Source organism: Gilvimarinus sp. 2_MG-2023 (assembly GCF_030547685.1).
Classification (GTDB): Bacteria; Pseudomonadota; Gammaproteobacteria; order Pseudomonadales; family Cellvibrionaceae; genus Gilvimarinus.
Genome location: NZ_JAUOQM010000022.1, coordinates 457 through 18,611 on the forward strand (window position 1 = coordinate 457; position 18,155 = coordinate 18,611).

The following is an 18,155-nucleotide window of genomic DNA, read 5'->3' on the forward strand; positions in this document are numbered from 1 at the left end:
GATGTTGGATGTTGGATGTTAAAAGTAGCGCTTCATGGCCAGATACAAAGGCTCCACCCCTTGTCAGGCTGGATTTGAGGCGCGATACCGATTATCGTACGCGTCTCAATGAACCCCATAGAAAGAGAGACAATTATGCCTCAAGCAGCAGCACGTCACATTCTGGTCGACAACGAAGCCACCTGTAACGAACTCAAAGCCAAAATCGAAGCCGGTGAAGACTTCGCCAAGCTGGCGCAAGATCACTCCAGCTGCCCTTCAGGCCGCAACGGCGGCGACCTGGGCACCTTTGGCCCCGGCCAAATGGTTGCCGAGTTCGACAAAGTGGTATTCAGCGCGCCTGTTAACGAAGTACAGGGGCCGGTGAAAACCCAGTTTGGTTACCACCTGCTGGAAGTCACTGAGCGTCAGGACTAACTAAGAGTTAGAACCTCCACGGCCGAATCTACACTGACCGTGGAGGGAAATAAACGGCAACTGCAACCCCTCCTCTCCCCAACCTGTCCAAACTAAAATTACTTAGGCCGCTAATTTAAGTGACGCTGTAAGTTAAAAGAGTGCCGATTGGTAGATATCCCGAAACCATCCAAAAGCACAGCCGCCAGCACACGCTTGGCTTGGCGACTCTTTACACTTAAAAAGGCTTAGCCCGGTCTCCCAAGCTAAGCCTTTTTTATTTTTATACCACAGGCAAGTTTAACCAGCCCTGTATCGCAGCGAGATAAAGCCTGTGAACATGAGCGCCAGACACATCAGTAACAGAGCTTGCCATCCCATTACCGGTAAGTGGGTAGGGCCCAGTGCACTACTTGCCAGTACCCGCGATGCCGTGGCAGCAGCGCCAAGGTTACCAGCGGCATCTTCCAGTGTAACCGACAACGTAATAGTGCCGGGGGCCATGGTACTTAGATTAATACCTGTGATTTGATCAGTGGCTGTGGCAACTACACCACTGCCAGTCACATTGGCACCACCACCGGTACTGCTGAATGTATATTGATAAGTAGCCCCAACCTCGGCACCGGCAAAGGTAAAGCTCACGGCATAAATATTAATCGCCTCAAGCACTGCCTGATCAATTGTTACTGAGTAACCAGAAGGCACAGTGGTCTCTAAACTGGCTGAGTTGTCGGATACCGGCGCGCCCGAGTTGCTGCTTGCATCTGTCAGTGTTACTTCAACGGTCAGTACGCCATCAGTCAGCGAGCTGATATCCGCGCTCAATACTTGTGTTGCATTGGTCGCGACGAGGCTACCGGTTACGGTGGCGGTATTGCCGTCGCCCGAACTACTAATGCTGTAGTCAATGGTCGCACTAATTTCTGCGTTGCTAACGGTAAAGGGGGCTGCGGTAGCCTCTGTCGCGCTGATTAACGCCTCATCCCAGCTAACAGTGTAACCCGTCGGGGGGCCTGCATCTTTGGTTTGCGTATCGGTCGCATCAGTACCAACATTCCCCGCCGCATCTTCCAGAGTGACGGTTAAGGTGATGGTACCGTCGGTTAGCCCACTGAGATCAAACCCTGCTCCCGCATTATCAAATTGCTCTGAGGCGGCGCTTACCGTTTCGGTTCCTGTCACAGGCGCCCCTCCGCCATCACTGGTAAACGCATAGTTGAGCGTGGTGCCCACGTCCAAACCTGTGCCCATAAACTCAATCACGGATTCATTGGTGACATTAATTTGTGCCTCGCCCAACAAATCAATACTGACGCTGTAACCCGATGGCGCTATCACATCTTTAGTTACGGTATCGGTTGTAGCGACACCGGTATTGCTGTTGGAATCAGTCAAGGTAACGGACAAGGTTAAGGTGCCGTCACTCAGGCCGCTTAGATCCAACCCGGTATGTTGATCGGTAGCGGTTGCAATCGTGCCGCTGCCAGTGGCGTTAGCGCCCCCCCCATCGCTGCTAATGGTGAATTGGTAAGTGGTACCGACTTCGGCCCCCGCAAAAGTAAAACTGGCAGCGGCTTCGTTAGTGGCGTTAATGTACGCTTGGTCAAAACTCACGCTATAGCCGGTTGGTACTTGCACATCCTTCGCTAGCGTATCGGTTACCGCCGCAGCGGCATTGCCCGCCGTATCGGTCAATACGACTGACAGCGTCAGCGTGCCATCAGCTAAACCGCTAACATCCAGCGAGCTTACTTGCGCGCTTGCACTCGCCAAGGTGCCAGAGCCGGTCACATTGGCACCGCCGCCATCACTGCTGATGGTGTAGCTATAATCCGCACCCACCTCGGCTCCGGCAAAAGTAAAGCTGATGCCTGTCTCGTTGGCCGGCGTCACCGAAGCTTGATCAAAAGTCACTGAGTGCCCACTGGGTGATGTGGCATCCTTGCTCACGGTATCGGTGGCGGCCACACCTGTTCCCACAGTATTGGTGAGCGTAGCGGATAAAGTTAAGGTGCCGTCACCCAGCCCACTCACATCGATACCTGTAATTTGATCGGTGGCGGTTGTAATGGTCCCTGAGCCTGTCACGTTCGAGCCGCCACCGTCGCTGCTGAGGGTATAGTTATAAGTCGCTCCTACCTGTGCGGCGGCAAACGTAAAGCTAACAGCGGTTTCATTGGCACTACTAATACTGGCCTGATCCATGGCCACGGAATAACCACTGGGTGGTGTAGTCGCCTTACTCACGGTATCGGTGATTGCCGTGGCAGCATTGCCTGCCGTATCGGTCAATACGACCGACAGTGTCAGCGTGCCGTCACCTAAACCGCTAACATCCAGCGAGCTTACTTGCGCGGTCGCACTCGCCAAGGTGCCAGAGCCGGTCACATTGGCACCGCCGCCATCACTGCTAATAGTGTAGCTATAATTCGCACCCACCTCAGCTCCGGCAAAGGTAAAGCTAATACCTGTTTCGTTGGCCTGCGTCACAGAGGCTTGGTCAAAAGTCACTGAGTGCCCGCTGGGCGTTGTGGCATCTTTGCTCACGGTATCGGTGGCGGCTGCACCTGCACCCGCAACATTGGTGAGCGTGGCGGATAAAGTTAAAGTGCCATCACCCAGCCCGCTCACATCGATACCTGTAATTTGATCGGTAGCGGTGGTAATGGTCCCCGAGCCCGTCACGTTAGAGCCGCCACCGTCGCTGCTGAGGGTATAGTTATAAGTCGCGCCTATCTCTGCGCCGGCAAACGTAAAACTGACAGCGGTTTCATTAATACTATTAATACTGGCCTGATCCAAGGCCACGCTATAACCCGAAGGGGGGAAGTCATCATCAACAATCGTATAAGTTATTTGCTGAATACCATTTTCTACGCCGTTGGTGACACTTGTAATATCAACCACCACCGTTTCATTACCTTCTTGGGCACCATCATTAACATTAGTGATATTTGCGGTGCCGGTGGTTGAGCCTGCGGCTATGGTTATGGTGCTCGATGATACCGTGTAATCCGCACCGGTAGCAGTACCGGTAAAACCCAAATTAACCACCGTATTAGCCACATAGCTGCCGGATAAAGTCGCGGTAATAACATTGGCTGTGGTGTTGGATTCTACCCGACTGGTTGGGGATACCGCTATGGAAACGGTCGGGACTGGGGTCATATTCAGCGTAGCCACATAGTTGCCCGTACTGGTATCGGTGCCATCGTTTACTTCAAACTGGAAGCTGGTATCGGTCGAGCCTGACTGAACGTACTGTAAATGACCGGCGTTTAGATTAGCCAAGCTGACCTGATCAGAAACAGAAAGCTCCTCGCCAGCGTTATAGGTGTCGCTCGAATTGGCATCAACATAAAGTGTGCCAGCAGCCGGTAGCGCCTCAATAAGCAAGTGCGACAATGAGTCACCATCGCCGTCACTGTAACCAAAATTGGCCGTGGCAAAAGTGTAAGTGGCATCTTCATACGGGCCATTCGCCGCTGTAAATGAACTTGCGGTGGGAGGGGTGTTAGCGGCAACTGTGGTGTTACCGCTAAAGGCATCAAAGTGGACGTTGTCAAAATCGGTAGACGTTATTCTAATTTCATCAACTGTAAGGCCGCCAAAGTTTAGGGTTTGTGGCGATGCCCCCACAGTAACACTCTGGGATGATCCCTGCGCAATCCCACCGTTATAACCCTCAACGGTGACTGTCTCCACGCCAAATTCATTATCTATTTCGATGCTATTAAATAAAAATTCATTACTACCTGCGCGAGTAATGGTCACCCGCTCAGGCGTCGGACTGCTGTTGGGAAATACTGAGAGAAGGTTAATGTCTTCCTCACCGCCATCCCAGTTCATATCGCCGCCATCACCATCACCCGTGAAGGTATACGTAAAAGTTGCGCCACCATTATTGGTTGTGAAAGTGGTCACAATACCGCCGCCACCCGTTGGGTCGACATCAAAATTCTCAGTAAAGGCTACCGCATGCGCATTCTGGCCTATCAGGCTAAATATTAAAGCCAAGCAAGCCAAACCTAGGCTGTGAACAAACCGTTTAGATAAACGGGTAGTGACTAATCGCAGATATAAAAATTGCCCTAGCATGCGGTTTCCTTATTCGCGCTTTGCGCCTTTTCTTCCATTTTAGGTATGTCGATACTGACCCGCTAGGAAGACCTAGCGAGCCGTGCACACAGAATATTGGTTAGTTACGAGAGGGGAAAATGCCTTGCATTGCTATTACATAATAAATACCCAAATAAGGGTCGCGGGTTTCAAGGGGGTACCCCCCCCCAATTGAGCTGGTGGATCCAGTCACGGGAAATGGAGCTAACGTGGTATCGACAGCCTCTTCAGAATACAGCTCGGCAGCCCGACCGCCATCTTGTGCGGGGCCTAGGTGCTTAGTTTTATCAGGTTCGGAGGAAAGATTTTCGCTATTAGTGGTCGCCGGTATTGCAACCTCTAAGTTTACGGACGAAGAATGAGGGGGAAGATTTGCAACACTGATGTTTCTTTGCTCTGCTCCGCCTTTTTCGCCCCAACTCGTATTGCTTAGCCCGGGGCCGTGCCCAAAGCCAACAATGCTGCGACTACGCAAATCAGGCAAGGCAAAAGACGTGCGGCCATCTCCACCATAGGTGGTCCCAAGTAATGAGAATAATGCACTATTGTTCGATATAGGTATCAGTTGACCAGCACAAAGCTCCCAGCCACGGGGCGCGAAATTAAAGCCAACGGTACGGATCTCACCGAGAAATGGTTCCATGATTACTACTCCTAGTAGGTTTTTAGCATTTAGTTGTGACACTATCCATAATCCTTGTTCAAACAACTGAATTTTTTATCGATTCACTATTCCAAAGTAATGACAGGTGTGTGCTCGTTTCTCCACACACGATAAACTCACCTTTTTTATACCAGCACAGTGCCGCAATATTATTTTTATCAACCGACAAACTAATCGCCAAGCCGCAGGTTTCAGCCTTCAACTTCAGCGCATTAATAATAGAGGTACCAACTCCTTGCCCTTGAAATTCAGGATCAATACAAACCTCTAAAATATGGAAAGACGTTTTATTTACATCGATTGAAATAACACCTATCGGTCGTGCATCGCTACAAATAACCCAAGAACTATAACTAGGCCACTGCTTAGCAAAGCTGGCCTCCTTCATTAACCATTGTTGTTTTATCAAAATAGCTTTTGAGATGCTAGGTAGTGGTAACGCTTGCAAATGAGGCCGAGCCGATAAAAATAATGTTTCTAAAAATTCACTATCGGCTTTTATAACTCGGCGTAGGGTTATGTATAGAGAAGTATGAAGTTCAAGATCTGAAAAGTCCTCCATAACCAAAAGATTCATTTGTGCTTAAGACCCATACATATAGCGGATATACATGCGAATGAGAACACACGAAAAGACCCTATTGCAATAATATAGCTATATCTAATTTGAATTATACTCAGATACAATTATTCAATATCCGAATGTTGAGGTTGGCGCCATTAGTTTTTCACCTCTACTTGCCCATCTCTAACGACCTGTTTGATTATTTCGCGGATTCAACCGCGAAGCGCATTGTAGTCTGCGCTGCTAGTTTAGCGATGCCTTAGGTCATTCAGTGGGCCAGATTTATAGCTCCCTTTCTCGGACGAGAATTCAACCGGCTCACTGCACGCGGCACTGCTTTTTCTGCCTCACCCTTAAAGTCCGTATTCTTCAAAAAATTTTGGCACAGAAATTCGCTAAAGCTTGTATTCAAATTGAATACAAAGTTAAAACCTGCTCGGGAAAATATAAATACGGACTTTGGGAATCACACCGGGCATAGCAGGCCGCTAAGAAACCCCTTGCTTGCTCACCTCATGCTGAATATTTTCGCTAGGTAAAAATGCGAGTGCTAGACAGCTTCGACACCGAACTTTATGTCGTCATCGCGTGGATTCTGAGTTCATCGATGACACCCGACAATCAGTAAAAAAGATATTGGCATTGGGCTATGACTGCCTAAAAGACGAAGCCGAACAGTGGCCAGACCAAAGAGCTCGACCCGCAAACAAGGACGTCGGAATTTAAATAATTATTTTCACGCCAAAATTTTCATCTAACCTGCCCCGCCACACCTACTCACAATAACAAAAGGTAAGAACAGTTGCTTCAACACAAACAATACCATACAGTATGGTATTACTTTAAAAACTGAGGGATTGACATGAAGGTGGCTCAATATAGTGGCTGGTATTTACTGGCCACGGGGATAATTCACAACACCATCGGCCTGGTAATGGGCTGGCCGATTCTCAAAGGTATACACAGTGCAGGTTGGTGGAACGCGGTAGAGCGCGGCGGAGAGATTGATTTTGCGCGCAGCGCTATTGTTTGGTTTTTGGTGCTTGGCTTTTTCTGGATGCTAATGGGTTACCTTATGCAGCAGTGGCTCAAGCAAATCCGCCGTCCTCTGCCAATAGCCATGGGCTGGGGTATGGTGCTGATCGGTGCCTGGGTGGCGCTAATGCTGCCGGCATCAGGGGCTTGGTTAGTGATCGTACAAGGTCTGATCGTATTGCTGGACAGGCGCGAAGCGTGAGGCTACATAAAACCGATTGGCTGGAGGCGGGCCTGACTTTACTAAAAGTCGCAGGCCCGCGCGCACTGACTATCGAGCAACTGTGCCGTGTGCTGCAGGTCACCAAAGGCTCCTACTATCACCACTTTGGCAACCGAGAGGGCTACCAAAGCGCCTTGATAGCCTATTGGCGCGAGCAAAACACCGAACAGCTGATTGCCACCACAGAGGCCGTCGATCCACAGCAGCGTTCGCAAGTGCTCAGTGAGTTGGCGCGAAGCGCTGACGCAGGCGTGGAAAATGCCATGCGCACCTGGGCCCAGCAAGACGCGGCTGTGGCCCAGGAGGTCGCAACGGTGGACTTGGCCCGCACCCATTACCTTGAACGCTTGATTGCTCCGCGCTTATCCAACGAGCACGACGCCAACCTAGTCGCCAAGCTAATTTATTCCCATTTTGTCGGTGTGCAGCAGCTACCCGGATTAGTCACCGACACCGAGTGGGAAAACATGGATAAACTTTTGATGGAGACGTTTTTAAAAGTGTAGCTCGAGCTGACTATCGCGGGGATGGGAAATGTGTAGGCAACCATTTGGCCTTCGGCCCCGGCCAAATGGTTGCCGAGTTCTACAAAGTGGTATTCAGCGCGCCGGTTAACGAAGTACAGGGGCCGGTGAAAACCCAGTTTGGTTACCATCTGCTGGAAGTCACTGAGCGTCAGGACTAACTGATGTTTAGCCCCGCGTCCGACTTAGATTCGAATCGGTCGTGGGGCATCGAGCTCAGTCACCCGTTTCCCATAAAATAGCCACCCAAACACTGGGGCCAGGCTAGACTGACACTCCCTCCAACCCAGCTGTGGGCTCAGCCGGCTCGCTTGGCTTCGGGCAGATTAAAACTAAAACTGGCGCCTTCACCTTCTGTGGATACCACAGATATACGGCATTGATGCAAATCTAAAATACGCTTCACAATAGCCAGGCCCAGTCCGGTACCCTTTTCAGAGCCCATTAAGGTATGGCGACTGCGAAAGTAGCGGTCAAATATTTTGGGAATATCACAAGAGGGCATACCCACGCCATTGTCGGCCACCTCAACTTTCACACCATCGGGGCTATCGCCTATTGCAATATCGACTCGCCCCCCTGATGGGGTATAGTTTAAAGCGTTGTCGATTAGATTTTCTAACACACGCTCGATCAACCCAATGTCTGCATTGACCACATTGGCTTGGTTAGGAAGTTGGGCGCGCAAACTGATTTGTTTTTTTTCGGCTTTAAGTTCGTACTTTTGAATAATATCCTGCAACAATTCGGTCAGTGAAAAATCCTCTTTCACAATCTCAGTTTTTCCTGCATCCAACTTCCCGAGCTCAAACAAATCTTGCACTAAACGGGTTAACCGTTTGCTATGGCTAAAGGCTACCTTCAGGTATTTCTCACGATCTTGCTCAGACAATGTATTCTTGCGCACAAGCAAGGTTTCCAGATAACCCTGCATAGAAGCCAAAGGAGTGCGTAAATCATGTGACACATTCGACACCAGTTCACGCCGGAGGTTATCGGTTTTAGACAAGGCTTCTATTTGCTCGATAATGCGCTGCTGCATTTGAGAAAAAGACTGTTGAATTACCCAAATTTCGTTTCCAGACTGAGAGCCTTTATCGATATCATCTTGCAGGATTTCGCGCTGAAATTTTTGCATGTCGTGGGCTAATCGTCTTAATGGTTTGGTCATAAAAGAGAAGAATATTATCGCTGTTATCAAAGCAAATAGACTTATCGCCAACAGCCCTGCCGCACTCAACCGGTAGACATAACTATCTCCCAGAGAATCCCGCATTTTTTGATATTTTTCTCCACCTAAAACCACATATAAATAACCTGCTTTCTGGCCGTTATCGTCGACGGGCCACGCGGAGAACACCACATCCCGCTTTCCGCTTCTCGGGTTTGTACCAAACACGGCGGCGGGATTATTCGTGTTTAACCACGCATCTATAGGCGCCACATCGACAATTTTATGGTTTACTTCAGACTCTTCCACCGCGTGCGAGATAATCTGCCCATCTCGATCCAGCAAGTACACTTCAACAATAGGATTCACCACCATAACTAAATCAGCAAGCTCGTTCATGGCTTTACGATTGACGGCTCCATCGACAATAAGCGGGCTTCTCCCGGCAATATACATTCCCAAGCTTTTGTTGAGATTTTGTGTGACTTCTTGGTAGTAGCGGTTTGTGCTCCAATTGACTAGTACCAGATAACCGACACAAATCACCACAAACAAAAGTAGAAGAACAAACGATAGGCGAGCATTGAGCGATGTAAATGTTATCTTCACGATAGATTGTCCAGTTCGTCGGCCGAGCAAAATTTGTAACCCACACCCCACACTGTTTTAATAAACACATAGTCCGGATCTACTTTTTCCAGCTTGCTGCGCAACCGGTTTATATGACTGTTCACAGTATGCTCGTAACCTTCGTGACCGTACCCCCATACATGATCCAGCAATTCAGTGCGCCGGAAAACACGGCCTGGATTTTCAGCAAAGTACCAAAGCAAATCAAACTCTTTAGCCGTAAGGTCAAGCGCCTTACCGCCAATCGATACTTCGCGGGAGATTTTGTCGAGCGTTAAATTGCGTATTTCTAAATATTGACCTGCGCCATCGTCTACAACCAACTCTGAGCGGCGCAGCAATGCTTTAACTCTTGCCATCAATTCCAGCGTACTGAACGGCTTTGTTAGGTAGTCATCAGCCCCTAACTCTAAACCAAGAACTCGATCCAATTCCGTCGAACGAGAGGTAAGCATAAGCACGGGGACATTGTTACCATCGGCTCGGATCGAGCGACAAATATCTAACCCATCCACACCAGGCAGCATTAAATCCAGAACCACAACATCCCAGGTTTGACTTGCAATCAACGTCAGCGCTTCATCGCCACGACCACAAATTTCGACTTCAGCATCAAGCTCTTTTAAATGCAGTCGAATTAACTCAGCTAAATCCTGCTCATCTTCCACGACCAAAAAGCGTCTTTTTTTGCGGTGTTTTGGGAGGGCGTGGTTCACGTGGGCCAAATGAATGCGATTTGACATTAAAACTCCGGGTGTCGGCCCGGCACACAGTGCCGAGCCTATAAGTTATATCAGTGTTACTCAATACGAGACACTTTAACGAGCATAACCGGATTATCCCAGCGGTGCTCTGCCTGTAACACTGACGTTTCCAACCCGTCAGCGGCAGTAATCACACCACTGTGCATCAGAACCTGATTTACAAAGTCGTCGCGCACTTCGCTGAAGCCCTCTTGCATTCCTCCGGCCGCAGCGGGACCAGGGATATGATCGGCGTGCTCCGTATTAGCCTCCGTCCCTGCATCATAGCTCAAACCTGTGAATGTTACGCTCTCGCCCACGTTTAAGCTCGCAATAGACTGACCATTGATCGCGGTGACAGCATCGTTGGTATTAACTAGCATGCTCACTACAGACACTTGCATGTCGAGCTCATCATCGCTGTCTGGACGCTCAAACTCCAGCGTAACACTCTCAGTGGTACCCGGGGTGAGAACACCTTCACCGCTCATAGTCGCAAGGGTCGTCTGATGCTCTGCAGCCATAGCCAGCAGTTGAGAATTGTCTCCACCTTCGGCAAGAACCTCAAGCTCGGTCGAGGCAGTGCTACCCACCGTCAGCAGCTCAAGCTCCGGGCCGTGAGACATCACCGCAACCGGCGATAGTGGTTGTGCCGCCGTCATATTGGTGACATCCACTTCAAAAGTATAGTGAGTCAGTGTCGCTTCGGGCTGCGAATCATCATCACTACCACAGGCCGATAACAAAACCGCCACGGCCATAAGTTGTGCTTTAAATATAAAGGATTTCATGACGCCCCCTACTGAACCGTAATGGTGAGGTGAGCAACAGGGTTTAACCAGCGATGCACACCAGCGTCAAGATCACTTGATCCGCCTTCGGCATTTGTATCCCCTAATACCCCACGGTGGATGTGAACGAACTCCTCTGCATTAGCCTCCACACCGGTTGCGTTATGACCAACCATTTCTTCCAATGGCGGTGGTACCGGCAAGCCCGGCTCCCCTGGCGCACCACTGCCACGCAATTCATCATTCGCCTCGGTGCCCGCGTCATACGCGTTGAGCGTATAATGATAAACGCCTGTTTCAGTCGGCAACATTAGTGAATTCAAACCAACAAAACCGTCGTTAGACGGTACAATCATCCCCGCTAATGACAAATAAGTATTAGCGGTAGAGTCGGTATTCAGCACCACCTCCACACTATCACCCGCCATTAAAAGCCCTTCAGCCGGATTGTTAGAAATAGTCGCGCCCACCGACTCTAATGAAGTCACCAAACCACTAATGTCTCCACCTTCGGCCATAGCCTGCACAGCGGTAGAGGCCGACTCCCCGACCATAAACAAAGAGTCACTACCAGAATGAGCAGCCACCACCAAAGGGGCAAAAACTGAACCGCGGGTAAGGTTTTGAATGTCGATAGTATATTCGGCTGCCTGAGCACCGCTAGCGCTCAACAAAGCACCTGTAATAATTGAAGTTAACACTTTCATTAGGACTCTCCCTTAGCATCGTTAGATAAACGACTGAATCAACGAGTCACCATTGTGTCCTGTAGCCATTGGGGGATTCCTCACGAAAGTATCACAAGAAGTTCATTTTTTAAGTCAAATTGAAATTGGGGAATTGGGGAATTGGGGAATTGGGGAATTGGGGTCAGATGAGAATGGCACTTACTTAAGCTTTTTGGGGTGGCCATTCTTCCTGACCCCATTTAATTGCAGTAAAACGGGCCCGCAACCACGGCGGGCCCTGCAAGTCTAAGGAGTCATGAAAACTGGCGCCCCCATAACAGTGCCATGATGGTTGCCCAGAGCGTCGCGGCCATCTTCATTGAGTGGCCAAACGGCTATAAGCCCTTCTTGAGGTTCGGTTATGGCAAGATCCCAGGCGGCGGCTATCTGCACCTCTGAACGGACCAGCCCCCACAAACGAATCTCAGATAACGCAATAAACCCAACGTTATCCCCAAAATCTACATCGCTGCCAATCCGCAACGCAAGGTCATTGGCTATCAAGTCCCCCGGGGCTTCAACTTCATCCATTAGCGCACCATTGAGATAGAAACGTACAATACTATTGTCCGACGTTACCGCCCAGTGAGTCCACTTATCCAGCTCAAAACCAAACGAGGCATCAACGTTGATTGCATCGCCAGGATAAAAGCGAAATTTGGTACAAACACCTAGCCAGTAGCTCGAGGTCCATTGTTTTCCGATAATGTTGGCGCAACTTACGTCAAAGGAATCTACCCTGATCCAACCTTCGATCGTAATGCCTTCGGTGGGGTTTAGATCGGCATGATGAGGGATCTCAATGTAATCATCGTTAACGCCCTCCAGCAGCATAAAGCCATCAGCTACAGGGGCGGGAACAGTTTCTGCAGAACTTGAACTTGAACTTGAACTTGAACTTGAACTGGAACTTGAACTGGAACTGGAACTAACGCTAGACTCAGAAGATGCTTCGCTGCTAGAGCTAGAAACTGATGAGGTTACACTGGACGACGAAGCTGACGAATCTGATCCGCCACCACAGCCGCTTATTAATACACTAAACAACAGCACAAACATGAGTAAGGTGGTATTTTTCATGGCCTAATCTCCCTAATATATTTCCCAACATATTCCGATTCCACATAACACCCTAATACAGTGCAAACCGGGGACAGTAGGCGAAAACTATGAAACCACCCAGCTTTATGTTATTCGCAATCCCCGTTAAACGCTAGTTTTTATCCAACATAGCATTTAGGCGCCAAACACAAGCGACCTGTTGTGATTGAACTCTATTTTTCGGCTTGGCAAGGAGCGACTCCAGTGTATTGTACGTGAGCAATTTTGAGCGCGTATGTGGAAGTGTTATTTAGAGCCACAATTAATTCGTCATCATGTAGATTCTGAGCTGACCGATAAAATCCGACAATCAGTGAATAAAAGATTGGTACTAGGCAATGATCGCTTTAAAGACGAAGTCGAACAACTGACAGGCCAAAGAACTCGCCCTGCAAAACAGGAGCGACCGGCGATAGAATCCTGATCCCTGCGCCAAAAGTTTCATCTGACACCATTTAATTCACTCGCGCCTGCGGGGAACGGTTAGCTGGTCGCGTTTCGGCTGAATGCTGTAGCGGTTAATCCCCGTGCCTGCGGGGAACGGTGATGAAATGCAACTCGCTATTACTGACGCCCCGGTTAATCCCCGCGCCTGCGGGGAACGGCGGTCCAGCTTATATCCGCGCTGTTTGGCGTGCGGTTAATCCCCGCGCCTGCGGGGAACGGCAATAACTACCCCCTCAACCTATGTGGCTATCCGGTTAATCCCCGCGCCTGCGGGGAACGGCGTTTTTAAATCCCGTAATGCCCGATTAAATGCGGTTAATCCCCGCGCCTGCGGGGAACGGCACGGTGGGAGGAAGTAGGCCATTTCCCAAACCGGTTAATCCCCGCGCCTGCGGGGAACGGCTGGTCGAAACCGCCCGAGGCCTCAATGACGGCGGTTAATCCCCGCGCCTGCGGGGAACGGACAACCCAAAAGCCGCAAGAGATATACAAAACCGGTTAATCCCCGCGCCTGCGGGGAACGGCGCCTGAGCTTGACCCTCAGTTGGAATCTGACCGGTTAATCCCCGCGCCTGCGGGGAACGGCAAATACAGGGCCAGCCAGCCGGGGCGGCAGACGGTTAATCCCCGCGCCTGCGGGGAACGGTGAAAGCCGCTAAGGAATGCCGGGGCGGGTAACGGTTAATCCCCGCGCCTGCGGGGAACGGTAGATGATCCAGAGTCGAACCCTGCAAACAAACGGTTAATCCCCGCGCCTGCGGGGAACGGCTTCGACGCCCTCGGTTTGTCTGCCGTCTACGCGGTTAATCCCCGCGCCTGCGGGGAACGGATGAGCGGCAATAACTCGAGTTTCAATCTCTCCGGTTAATCCCCGCGCCTGCGGGGAACGGATAGGCGCTGTTATTGTGAGCGAGGCCGTACGCGGTTAATCCCCGCGCCTGCGGGGAACGGGTCTTTTTCGCGAGCCGCCACGGCTTCAAACTCGGTTAATCCCCGCGCCTGCGGGGAACGGATAAGATCGGTGGTGATAACAGAGAAGCCACCCGGTTAATCCCCGCGCCTGCGGGGAACGGCAGTATTACCCGTGCCCGGCTTTTGGGTATCTCGGTTAATCCCCGCGCCTGCGGGGAACGGATCATCACAACAATATACAGCGCCTGAACGTTCGGTTAATCCCCGCGCCTGCGGGGAACGGTTCTGATCGTTGTTCTAGTCGCCTTCTTTATGCGGTTAATCCCCGCGCCTGCGGGGAACGGCAAACAGATGAGCCCGCGACGTACACGATCCACGGTTAATCCCCGCGCCTGCGGGGAACGGCTGGCTAATTTAACCGGTGTTTCACCGGATCGCGGTTAATCCCCGCGCCTGCGGGGAACGGGAGTAGCTTGATGTACCACTCCCGCATCTGCGCGGTTAATCCCCGCGCCTGCGGGGAACGGACAAAGTTCTTTAGGCTGTCTAGCGATAATATCGGTTAATCCCCGCGCCTGCGGGGAACGGCAGGTGCCATGGCCGAAGGTGGTTTAAGTGGCCGGTTAATCCCCGCGCCTGCGGGGAACGGAAAGGCGGGCCTCCCACCCGCTCGGATCACATCGGTTAATCCCCGCGCCTGCGGGGAACGGACACATCTAAGGCATTTTTGTAGTGTTTCTCACGGTTAATCCCCGCGCCTGCGGGGAACGGGGCAAGCTCTTCTAACACCTCCACCAATTCATCGGTTAATCCCCGCGCCTGCGGGGAACGGGAACATGCTCGCGGTGATTGCTCCGGTGCGAGCGGTTAATCCCCGCGCCTGCGGGGAACGGATGATTTCCGCTGTGCGCTCAAAGGCGTCACACGGTTAATCCCCGCGCCTGCGGGGAACGGTGCTATCACGGTGCTGACCACGGTTAGCGGTGCGGTTAATCCCCGCGCCTGCGGGGAACGGAATCTCAAGTTGTTCGTCGGTCATGCTATACGCGGTTAATCCCCGCGCCTGCGGGGAACGGCCTGTAACGCCACCGAGATTCTCGATTTTAACCGGTTAATCCCCGCGCCTGCGGGGAACGGGGCCGCTTCGGGATCGTCAATGAAGTCATCTGCGGTTAATCCCCGCGCCTGCGGGGAACGGGCTCGCCCGGCGATGGGGAAAAGTGCCCTTGGCGGTTAATCCCCGCGCCTGCGGGGAACGGGTGCTCAACTACTTGATTTGCGTTACTCATACCGGTTAATCCCCGCGCCTGCGGGGAACGGTCGTAAAGCTTGGGTAGCGCGTGAACAATCACCGGTTAATCCCCGCGCCTGCGGGGAACGGCAGCGTTAATTGCATTTTTCTGTCTCCGGTCGCGGTTAATCCCCGCGCCTGCGGGGAACGGCTGAGCCAACTCCAAAGCCTGCTGAATCTGAGCGGTTAATCCCCGCGCCTGCGGGGAACGGGCATGGGTTGATGCTAGCGGAGGGAATGCCTCTCGGTTAATCCCCGCGCCTGCGGGGAACGGGTCCTGACGCTTCCAGCCCCAATCAACGCACTCGGTTAATCCCCGCGCCTGCGGGGAACGGCGGCCCTGGATCCATTGCTCTAGGTGTTCGCGCGGTTAATCCCCGCGCCTGCGGGGAACGGATCAATTAGCGCGCTGAACAAGTCGTTGGGCTCGGTTAATCCCCGCGCCTGCGGGGAACGGGCCCCCAAAGTAATGCCAATCAAGAGCGATACCGGTTAATCCCCGCGCCTGCGGGGAACGGACATGGCCTTCTTTATATATCCGCTCTTCACACGGTTAATCCCCGCGCCTGCGGGGAACGGCGTTTTCCAGACACGCAGACTTCGACGATCCACGGTTAATCCCCGCGCCTGCGGGGAACGGTTTGCTCCCCGCGTGGTAAAAATGCCCAGCATCGGTTAATCCCCGCGCCTGCGGGGAACGGACTAATTGTAAACACTTGTTTTTAAAGAGCAAATCTCATAGTGAAAATTCTACGGATTTATTGCGGCGGGCCTTCAGGCAAGAAGCGAACTAAGCGCATACCTTCTAGCTCGATAGGCTCTCGGCGGTTTGCACCATAAGTAACAAAGTCAAAGCCGGATTCGGTATTGGTTGCCCAGCTCATGACCACGTTGCCATCAGCCGCCATAGCGTTCACTTGATGCCAAACCATTTCTCGCACACGCTTTGAAACATCACCAATATAAACACCAGCCCTAACCTCTAGTAGCCAGATAGCCAAACGCCCCCTTAAGCGTTGAGGTATAGCCTCAGTAACAACAACCAGCATTGCCATACTCAACCACTCCTGTGACCGGTATCGCCAATACTGTCAGGCTCGGGAATCGCTGGCGGCTGAGCATCATCTGGCGGGGGTGGAGGCGCAATTTCTCCTGCGGCCAGCACCTCTTCGGTTAATGGAATTATACGTTTCAGCAGGTTTGACGAGCGGAACAGTTCGCGGCAGGCAATACGTGTCTGACGATCAGGGGCTTGGGGCGACTTGGCAGCCACTTGAAAAGCCGTAGGAACCACTGTTTCAAATTTAACAATATCAGCTATATCGTATACAAACGATAGTGGTTTACCTGAGTGAATAAAACCAATCGCTGGTGCATACCCTGCCGCCAGTACGGCTGCTTCGGTTACGCCGTATAAACAGGATGTCGCAGCGCTCAGGCACTGGTTTACCACATCACCTTTTTGCCAGTCCTTCGGGTCGTAGCGCCGCCCCTGCCATTTAACGCCGTATTGTTGAGCCAGTAACTGATAGGTTTTACGCACTCGCGCGCCTTCGATGCCGCGTAACTGATCAACGCTACGCTTAACTGGGGCGGGCTCTCCAAAGCGCAGCTCGAACATTTTTCGCACAACTTTTAAGCGCAAGCCTTCATCCAAGGCAAGTTTGGCCTGATACAACAATTTATCTGACCGAGCGCCACCTGGCTGGCCCGATGCATACAGCCGAACCCCCGCTTCGCCCACCCATATAAGCAACGTCCCCACTTGTGCTGCCAGTTTTACAGCGGCATGAGATACGCGCGTGCCCGGCTCTAACATGATGCAGGTAACAGACCCCACGGGGATATGCATACGTACGCCACTTTTGTCGATAACGACAAAGGCACCATCAAGCACATCAATCTGGCCATACTCCACAAAAATCATGGAATTGCGATCTTTTATAGGAATCGGCTTTAGGGGGACAAAGGTCTCATCAGCCATTGGGTTTATCGCCCTCCAACACACTAAGGGAATGCACTTTGGTCAAAACCTTCATCTGACTAATGGCTAACGCATTCAGTTTTTGCAGACGTTTCTTCTGTGGCATTCCCTCAGCAATATAATGAGCATTCATGGACTCAAGATTGGCCAGGCACACTAATTGATGAATGTTGGCGTGGTCGCGAATATTACCTTTTACGTCCGGATTTTGATCTCGCCATTGCTTTGCCGTCATACCAAACAGTGCCATATTCAATAGGTCAGCTTCGGTCACATAAACCAAACTAACCTGTTGCGCAGTCAGCGTATCTGGCACTAGATTTTCCTTGATTGCATCGGTATGAATCAGGTAATTGACTTTGGCAAGGTTGCGACGAATATCCCAGCCTAGCTGAGAAAACTCTTGTTCTTTAAGCCGCTGAAACTCTTTGATCAGGTAGAGTTTAAACTCGACCGAAATCCAACTGGCAAACTCGAAGGCGATGTCCTGTTGCGCATAGGTGCCGCCATAACGGCCAGCTTTGGATATCAGCCCAACGGCACCCGTCGCCTCAATCCACTGCTTTGGGGTAAGGGTAAAGCTATTAAGCCCCGCCTGTTTTTTAAACCCGTCGAATTCGACGGGTTTAAAATTCGAGTTATTCAGCTGCTCCCAGATGCCCAAAAACTCAATAGTATTGCGGTTTCTGAGCCAGTTACGGATTAGATCGTCTGTTCGATCCGCATTTTTGTACCGAGCAATATCCGTAATACAGATATATTCCAGCCCATCTTTCACGCTGGTCGCGATCTCCTGGTCGAGTACCTCAAGTTTTGCCTTCATGGTAA

General features: G+C 51.3%; 15 protein-coding genes, 1 pseudogene and 1 CRISPR repeat array. Of the genes and pseudogenes, 5 read left to right on the forward strand and 11 right to left on the reverse strand.

Annotated elements, in window-relative coordinates; translation table 11 throughout:
• The first annotated feature begins 135 nt into the window (after nucleotides 1–135).
• Entirely contained in the window at nucleotides 136–417 is a 282-nt protein-coding gene (locus Q4526_RS05355; protein ID WP_215975869.1) for a peptidylprolyl isomerase, read from the forward strand.
• 279 nt (nucleotides 418–696) lie between these two features.
• Here Q4526_RS05355 and Q4526_RS05360 read toward each other — a convergent pair whose 3' ends face one another.
• The 3 genes from Q4526_RS05360 to Q4526_RS05370 all read right to left on the reverse strand — a co-directional run bounded on the left by Q4526_RS05360 (nucleotide 697) and on the right by Q4526_RS05370 (nucleotide 5,759).
• Nucleotides 697–4,497 carry a hypothetical protein gene (locus tag Q4526_RS05360; RefSeq protein ID WP_303609549.1) on the reverse strand — a complete coding sequence of 1,267 codons (3,801 nt, stop codon included), beginning with the start codon at nucleotides 4,495–4,497 and terminating at the stop codon, nucleotides 697–699.
• A gap of 100 nt (nucleotides 4,498–4,597) precedes the next feature.
• Nucleotides 4,598–5,161, reverse strand: a complete 564-nt coding sequence (locus Q4526_RS05365; protein ID WP_303604432.1) for a phage tail protein — start codon at nucleotides 5,159–5,161, stop codon at nucleotides 4,598–4,600.
• Nucleotides 5,162–5,219: 58 nt separating this feature from the next.
• Nucleotides 5,220–5,759 carry a GNAT family N-acetyltransferase gene (locus Q4526_RS05370; RefSeq protein ID WP_215975871.1) on the reverse strand — a complete coding sequence of 180 codons (540 nt, stop codon included), beginning with the start codon at nucleotides 5,757–5,759 and terminating at the stop codon, nucleotides 5,220–5,222.
• A gap of 850 nt (nucleotides 5,760–6,609) precedes the next feature.
• Between Q4526_RS05370 and Q4526_RS05375 the strand changes: the two genes are divergently transcribed.
• The 3 genes and pseudogenes from Q4526_RS05375 to Q4526_RS05385 all read left to right on the forward strand — a co-directional run.
• Nucleotides 6,610–6,984 (forward strand): DUF6463 family protein, encoded by a 375-nt coding sequence (locus Q4526_RS05375; RefSeq protein WP_215975872.1) that lies wholly within the window; start codon nucleotides 6,610–6,612, stop codon nucleotides 6,982–6,984.
• A complete protein-coding gene (locus Q4526_RS05380; RefSeq protein ID WP_215975873.1) occupies nucleotides 6,981–7,511 on the forward strand; it encodes a TetR/AcrR family transcriptional regulator in 531 nt (176 codons plus the stop codon). The genes Q4526_RS05375 and Q4526_RS05380 overlap by 4 nt, the downstream gene beginning before the upstream one ends.
• 35 nt (nucleotides 7,512–7,546) lie before the next feature.
• Nucleotides 7,547–7,690: pseudogene (locus tag Q4526_RS05385) on the forward strand (peptidylprolyl isomerase); the annotation flags it as partial.
• A 137-nt stretch (nucleotides 7,691–7,827) separates the two neighbouring features.
• On the opposite strand, the gene Q4526_RS05390 reads toward Q4526_RS05385, so the two are convergent.
• From Q4526_RS05390 to Q4526_RS05410, 5 genes are all read right to left on the reverse strand, one after another.
• Entirely contained in the window at nucleotides 7,828–9,309 is a 1,482-nt protein-coding gene (locus Q4526_RS05390) for a cell wall metabolism sensor histidine kinase WalK (protein WP_215975874.1), read from the reverse strand.
• The gene (locus Q4526_RS05395; RefSeq protein ID WP_215975875.1) at nucleotides 9,306–10,073 is read right to left on the reverse strand and encodes a response regulator transcription factor; all 768 of its coding nucleotides are present in this window, start codon (nucleotides 10,071–10,073) and stop codon (nucleotides 9,306–9,308) included. Before Q4526_RS05395 ends, Q4526_RS05390 begins: the two co-directional genes overlap by 4 nt.
• A 56-nt stretch (nucleotides 10,074–10,129) precedes the next feature.
• Nucleotides 10,130–10,864: a spondin domain-containing protein gene (locus tag Q4526_RS05400; RefSeq protein WP_215975876.1), complete on the reverse strand. Its 735-nt coding sequence runs from the start codon at nucleotides 10,862–10,864 to the stop codon at nucleotides 10,130–10,132.
• A gap of 8 nt (nucleotides 10,865–10,872) precedes the next feature.
• Nucleotides 10,873–11,571 carry a spondin domain-containing protein gene (locus tag Q4526_RS05405; protein WP_215975877.1) on the reverse strand — a complete coding sequence of 233 codons (699 nt, stop codon included), beginning with the start codon at nucleotides 11,569–11,571 and terminating at the stop codon, nucleotides 10,873–10,875.
• 267 nt (nucleotides 11,572–11,838) lie between these two features.
• A complete protein-coding gene (locus Q4526_RS05410; protein ID WP_215975878.1) occupies nucleotides 11,839–12,672 on the reverse strand; it encodes a LamG domain-containing protein in 834 nt (277 codons plus the stop codon).
• Nucleotides 12,673–12,928: 256 nt separating this feature from the next.
• Between Q4526_RS05410 and Q4526_RS05415 the strand changes: the two genes are divergently transcribed.
• Nucleotides 12,929–13,117: a hypothetical protein gene (locus tag Q4526_RS05415; RefSeq protein WP_215975879.1), complete on the forward strand. Its 189-nt coding sequence runs from the start codon at nucleotides 12,929–12,931 to the stop codon at nucleotides 13,115–13,117.
• Between the two features lie 30 nt (nucleotides 13,118–13,147).
• Nucleotides 13,148–16,044: a CRISPR direct-repeat array (repeat unit 29 nt; unit sequence CGGTTAATCCCCGCGCCTGCGGGGAACGG).
• 57 nt (nucleotides 16,045–16,101) lie between these two features.
• On the opposite strand, the gene cas2e is transcribed toward Q4526_RS05415, so the two are convergent.
• The 3 genes from cas2e to Q4526_RS05430 are packed head-to-tail and all read right to left on the reverse strand — an operon-like array spanning nucleotide 16,102 to nucleotide 18,150.
• Nucleotides 16,102–16,398: a type I-E CRISPR-associated endoribonuclease Cas2e gene (gene cas2e, locus Q4526_RS05420; RefSeq protein ID WP_215975880.1), complete on the reverse strand. Its 297-nt coding sequence runs from the start codon at nucleotides 16,396–16,398 to the stop codon at nucleotides 16,102–16,104.
• A gap of 2 nt (nucleotides 16,399–16,400) precedes the next feature.
• The gene (gene cas1e / locus Q4526_RS05425) at nucleotides 16,401–17,327 is read right to left on the reverse strand and encodes a type I-E CRISPR-associated endonuclease Cas1e (protein ID WP_215975881.1); all 927 of its coding nucleotides are present in this window, start codon (nucleotides 17,325–17,327) and stop codon (nucleotides 16,401–16,403) included.
• A complete protein-coding gene (locus tag Q4526_RS05430) occupies nucleotides 17,320–18,150 on the reverse strand; it encodes a KilA-N domain-containing protein (protein WP_215975882.1) in 831 nt (276 codons plus the stop codon). Before Q4526_RS05430 ends, cas1e begins: the two co-directional genes overlap by 8 nt.
• Between the last annotated feature and the right edge of the window lie 5 nt (nucleotides 18,151–18,155).

What these genes read in the sequence shown, in the direction of transcription:
- Q4526_RS05355 (WP_215975869.1), top strand. Translation starts at nt 136, where the DNA reads ATGCCTCAAGCAGCAGCACGTCACATTCTGGTCGACAACGAAGCCACC.
- Q4526_RS05360 (WP_303609549.1), bottom strand. Translation starts at nt 4,497, where the DNA reads ATGCTAGGGCAATTTTTATATCTGCGATTAGTCACTACCCGTTTATCT.
- Q4526_RS05365 (WP_303604432.1), bottom strand. Translation starts at nt 5,161, where the DNA reads ATGGAACCATTTCTCGGTGAGATCCGTACCGTTGGCTTTAATTTCGCG.
- Q4526_RS05370 (WP_215975871.1), bottom strand. Translation starts at nt 5,759, where the DNA reads ATGAATCTTTTGGTTATGGAGGACTTTTCAGATCTTGAACTTCATACT.
- Q4526_RS05375 (WP_215975872.1), top strand. Translation starts at nt 6,610, where the DNA reads ATGAAGGTGGCTCAATATAGTGGCTGGTATTTACTGGCCACGGGGATA.
- Q4526_RS05395 (WP_215975875.1), bottom strand. Translation starts at nt 10,073, where the DNA reads ATGTCAAATCGCATTCATTTGGCCCACGTGAACCACGCCCTCCCAAAA.
- Q4526_RS05400 (WP_215975876.1), bottom strand. Translation starts at nt 10,864, where the DNA reads ATGAAATCCTTTATATTTAAAGCACAACTTATGGCCGTGGCGGTTTTG.
- Q4526_RS05405 (WP_215975877.1), bottom strand. Translation starts at nt 11,571, where the DNA reads ATGAAAGTGTTAACTTCAATTATTACAGGTGCTTTGTTGAGCGCTAGC.
- Q4526_RS05410 (WP_215975878.1), bottom strand. Translation starts at nt 12,672, where the DNA reads ATGAAAAATACCACCTTACTCATGTTTGTGCTGTTGTTTAGTGTATTA.
- Q4526_RS05415 (WP_215975879.1), top strand. Translation starts at nt 12,929, where the DNA reads ATGTGGAAGTGTTATTTAGAGCCACAATTAATTCGTCATCATGTAGAT.
- cas2e (WP_215975880.1), bottom strand. Translation starts at nt 16,398, where the DNA reads ATGGCAATGCTGGTTGTTGTTACTGAGGCTATACCTCAACGCTTAAGG.
- cas1e (WP_215975881.1), bottom strand. Translation starts at nt 17,327, where the DNA reads ATGGCTGATGAGACCTTTGTCCCCCTAAAGCCGATTCCTATAAAAGAT.
- Q4526_RS05430 (WP_215975882.1), bottom strand. Translation starts at nt 18,150, where the DNA reads ATGAAGGCAAAACTTGAGGTACTCGACCAGGAGATCGCGACCAGCGTG.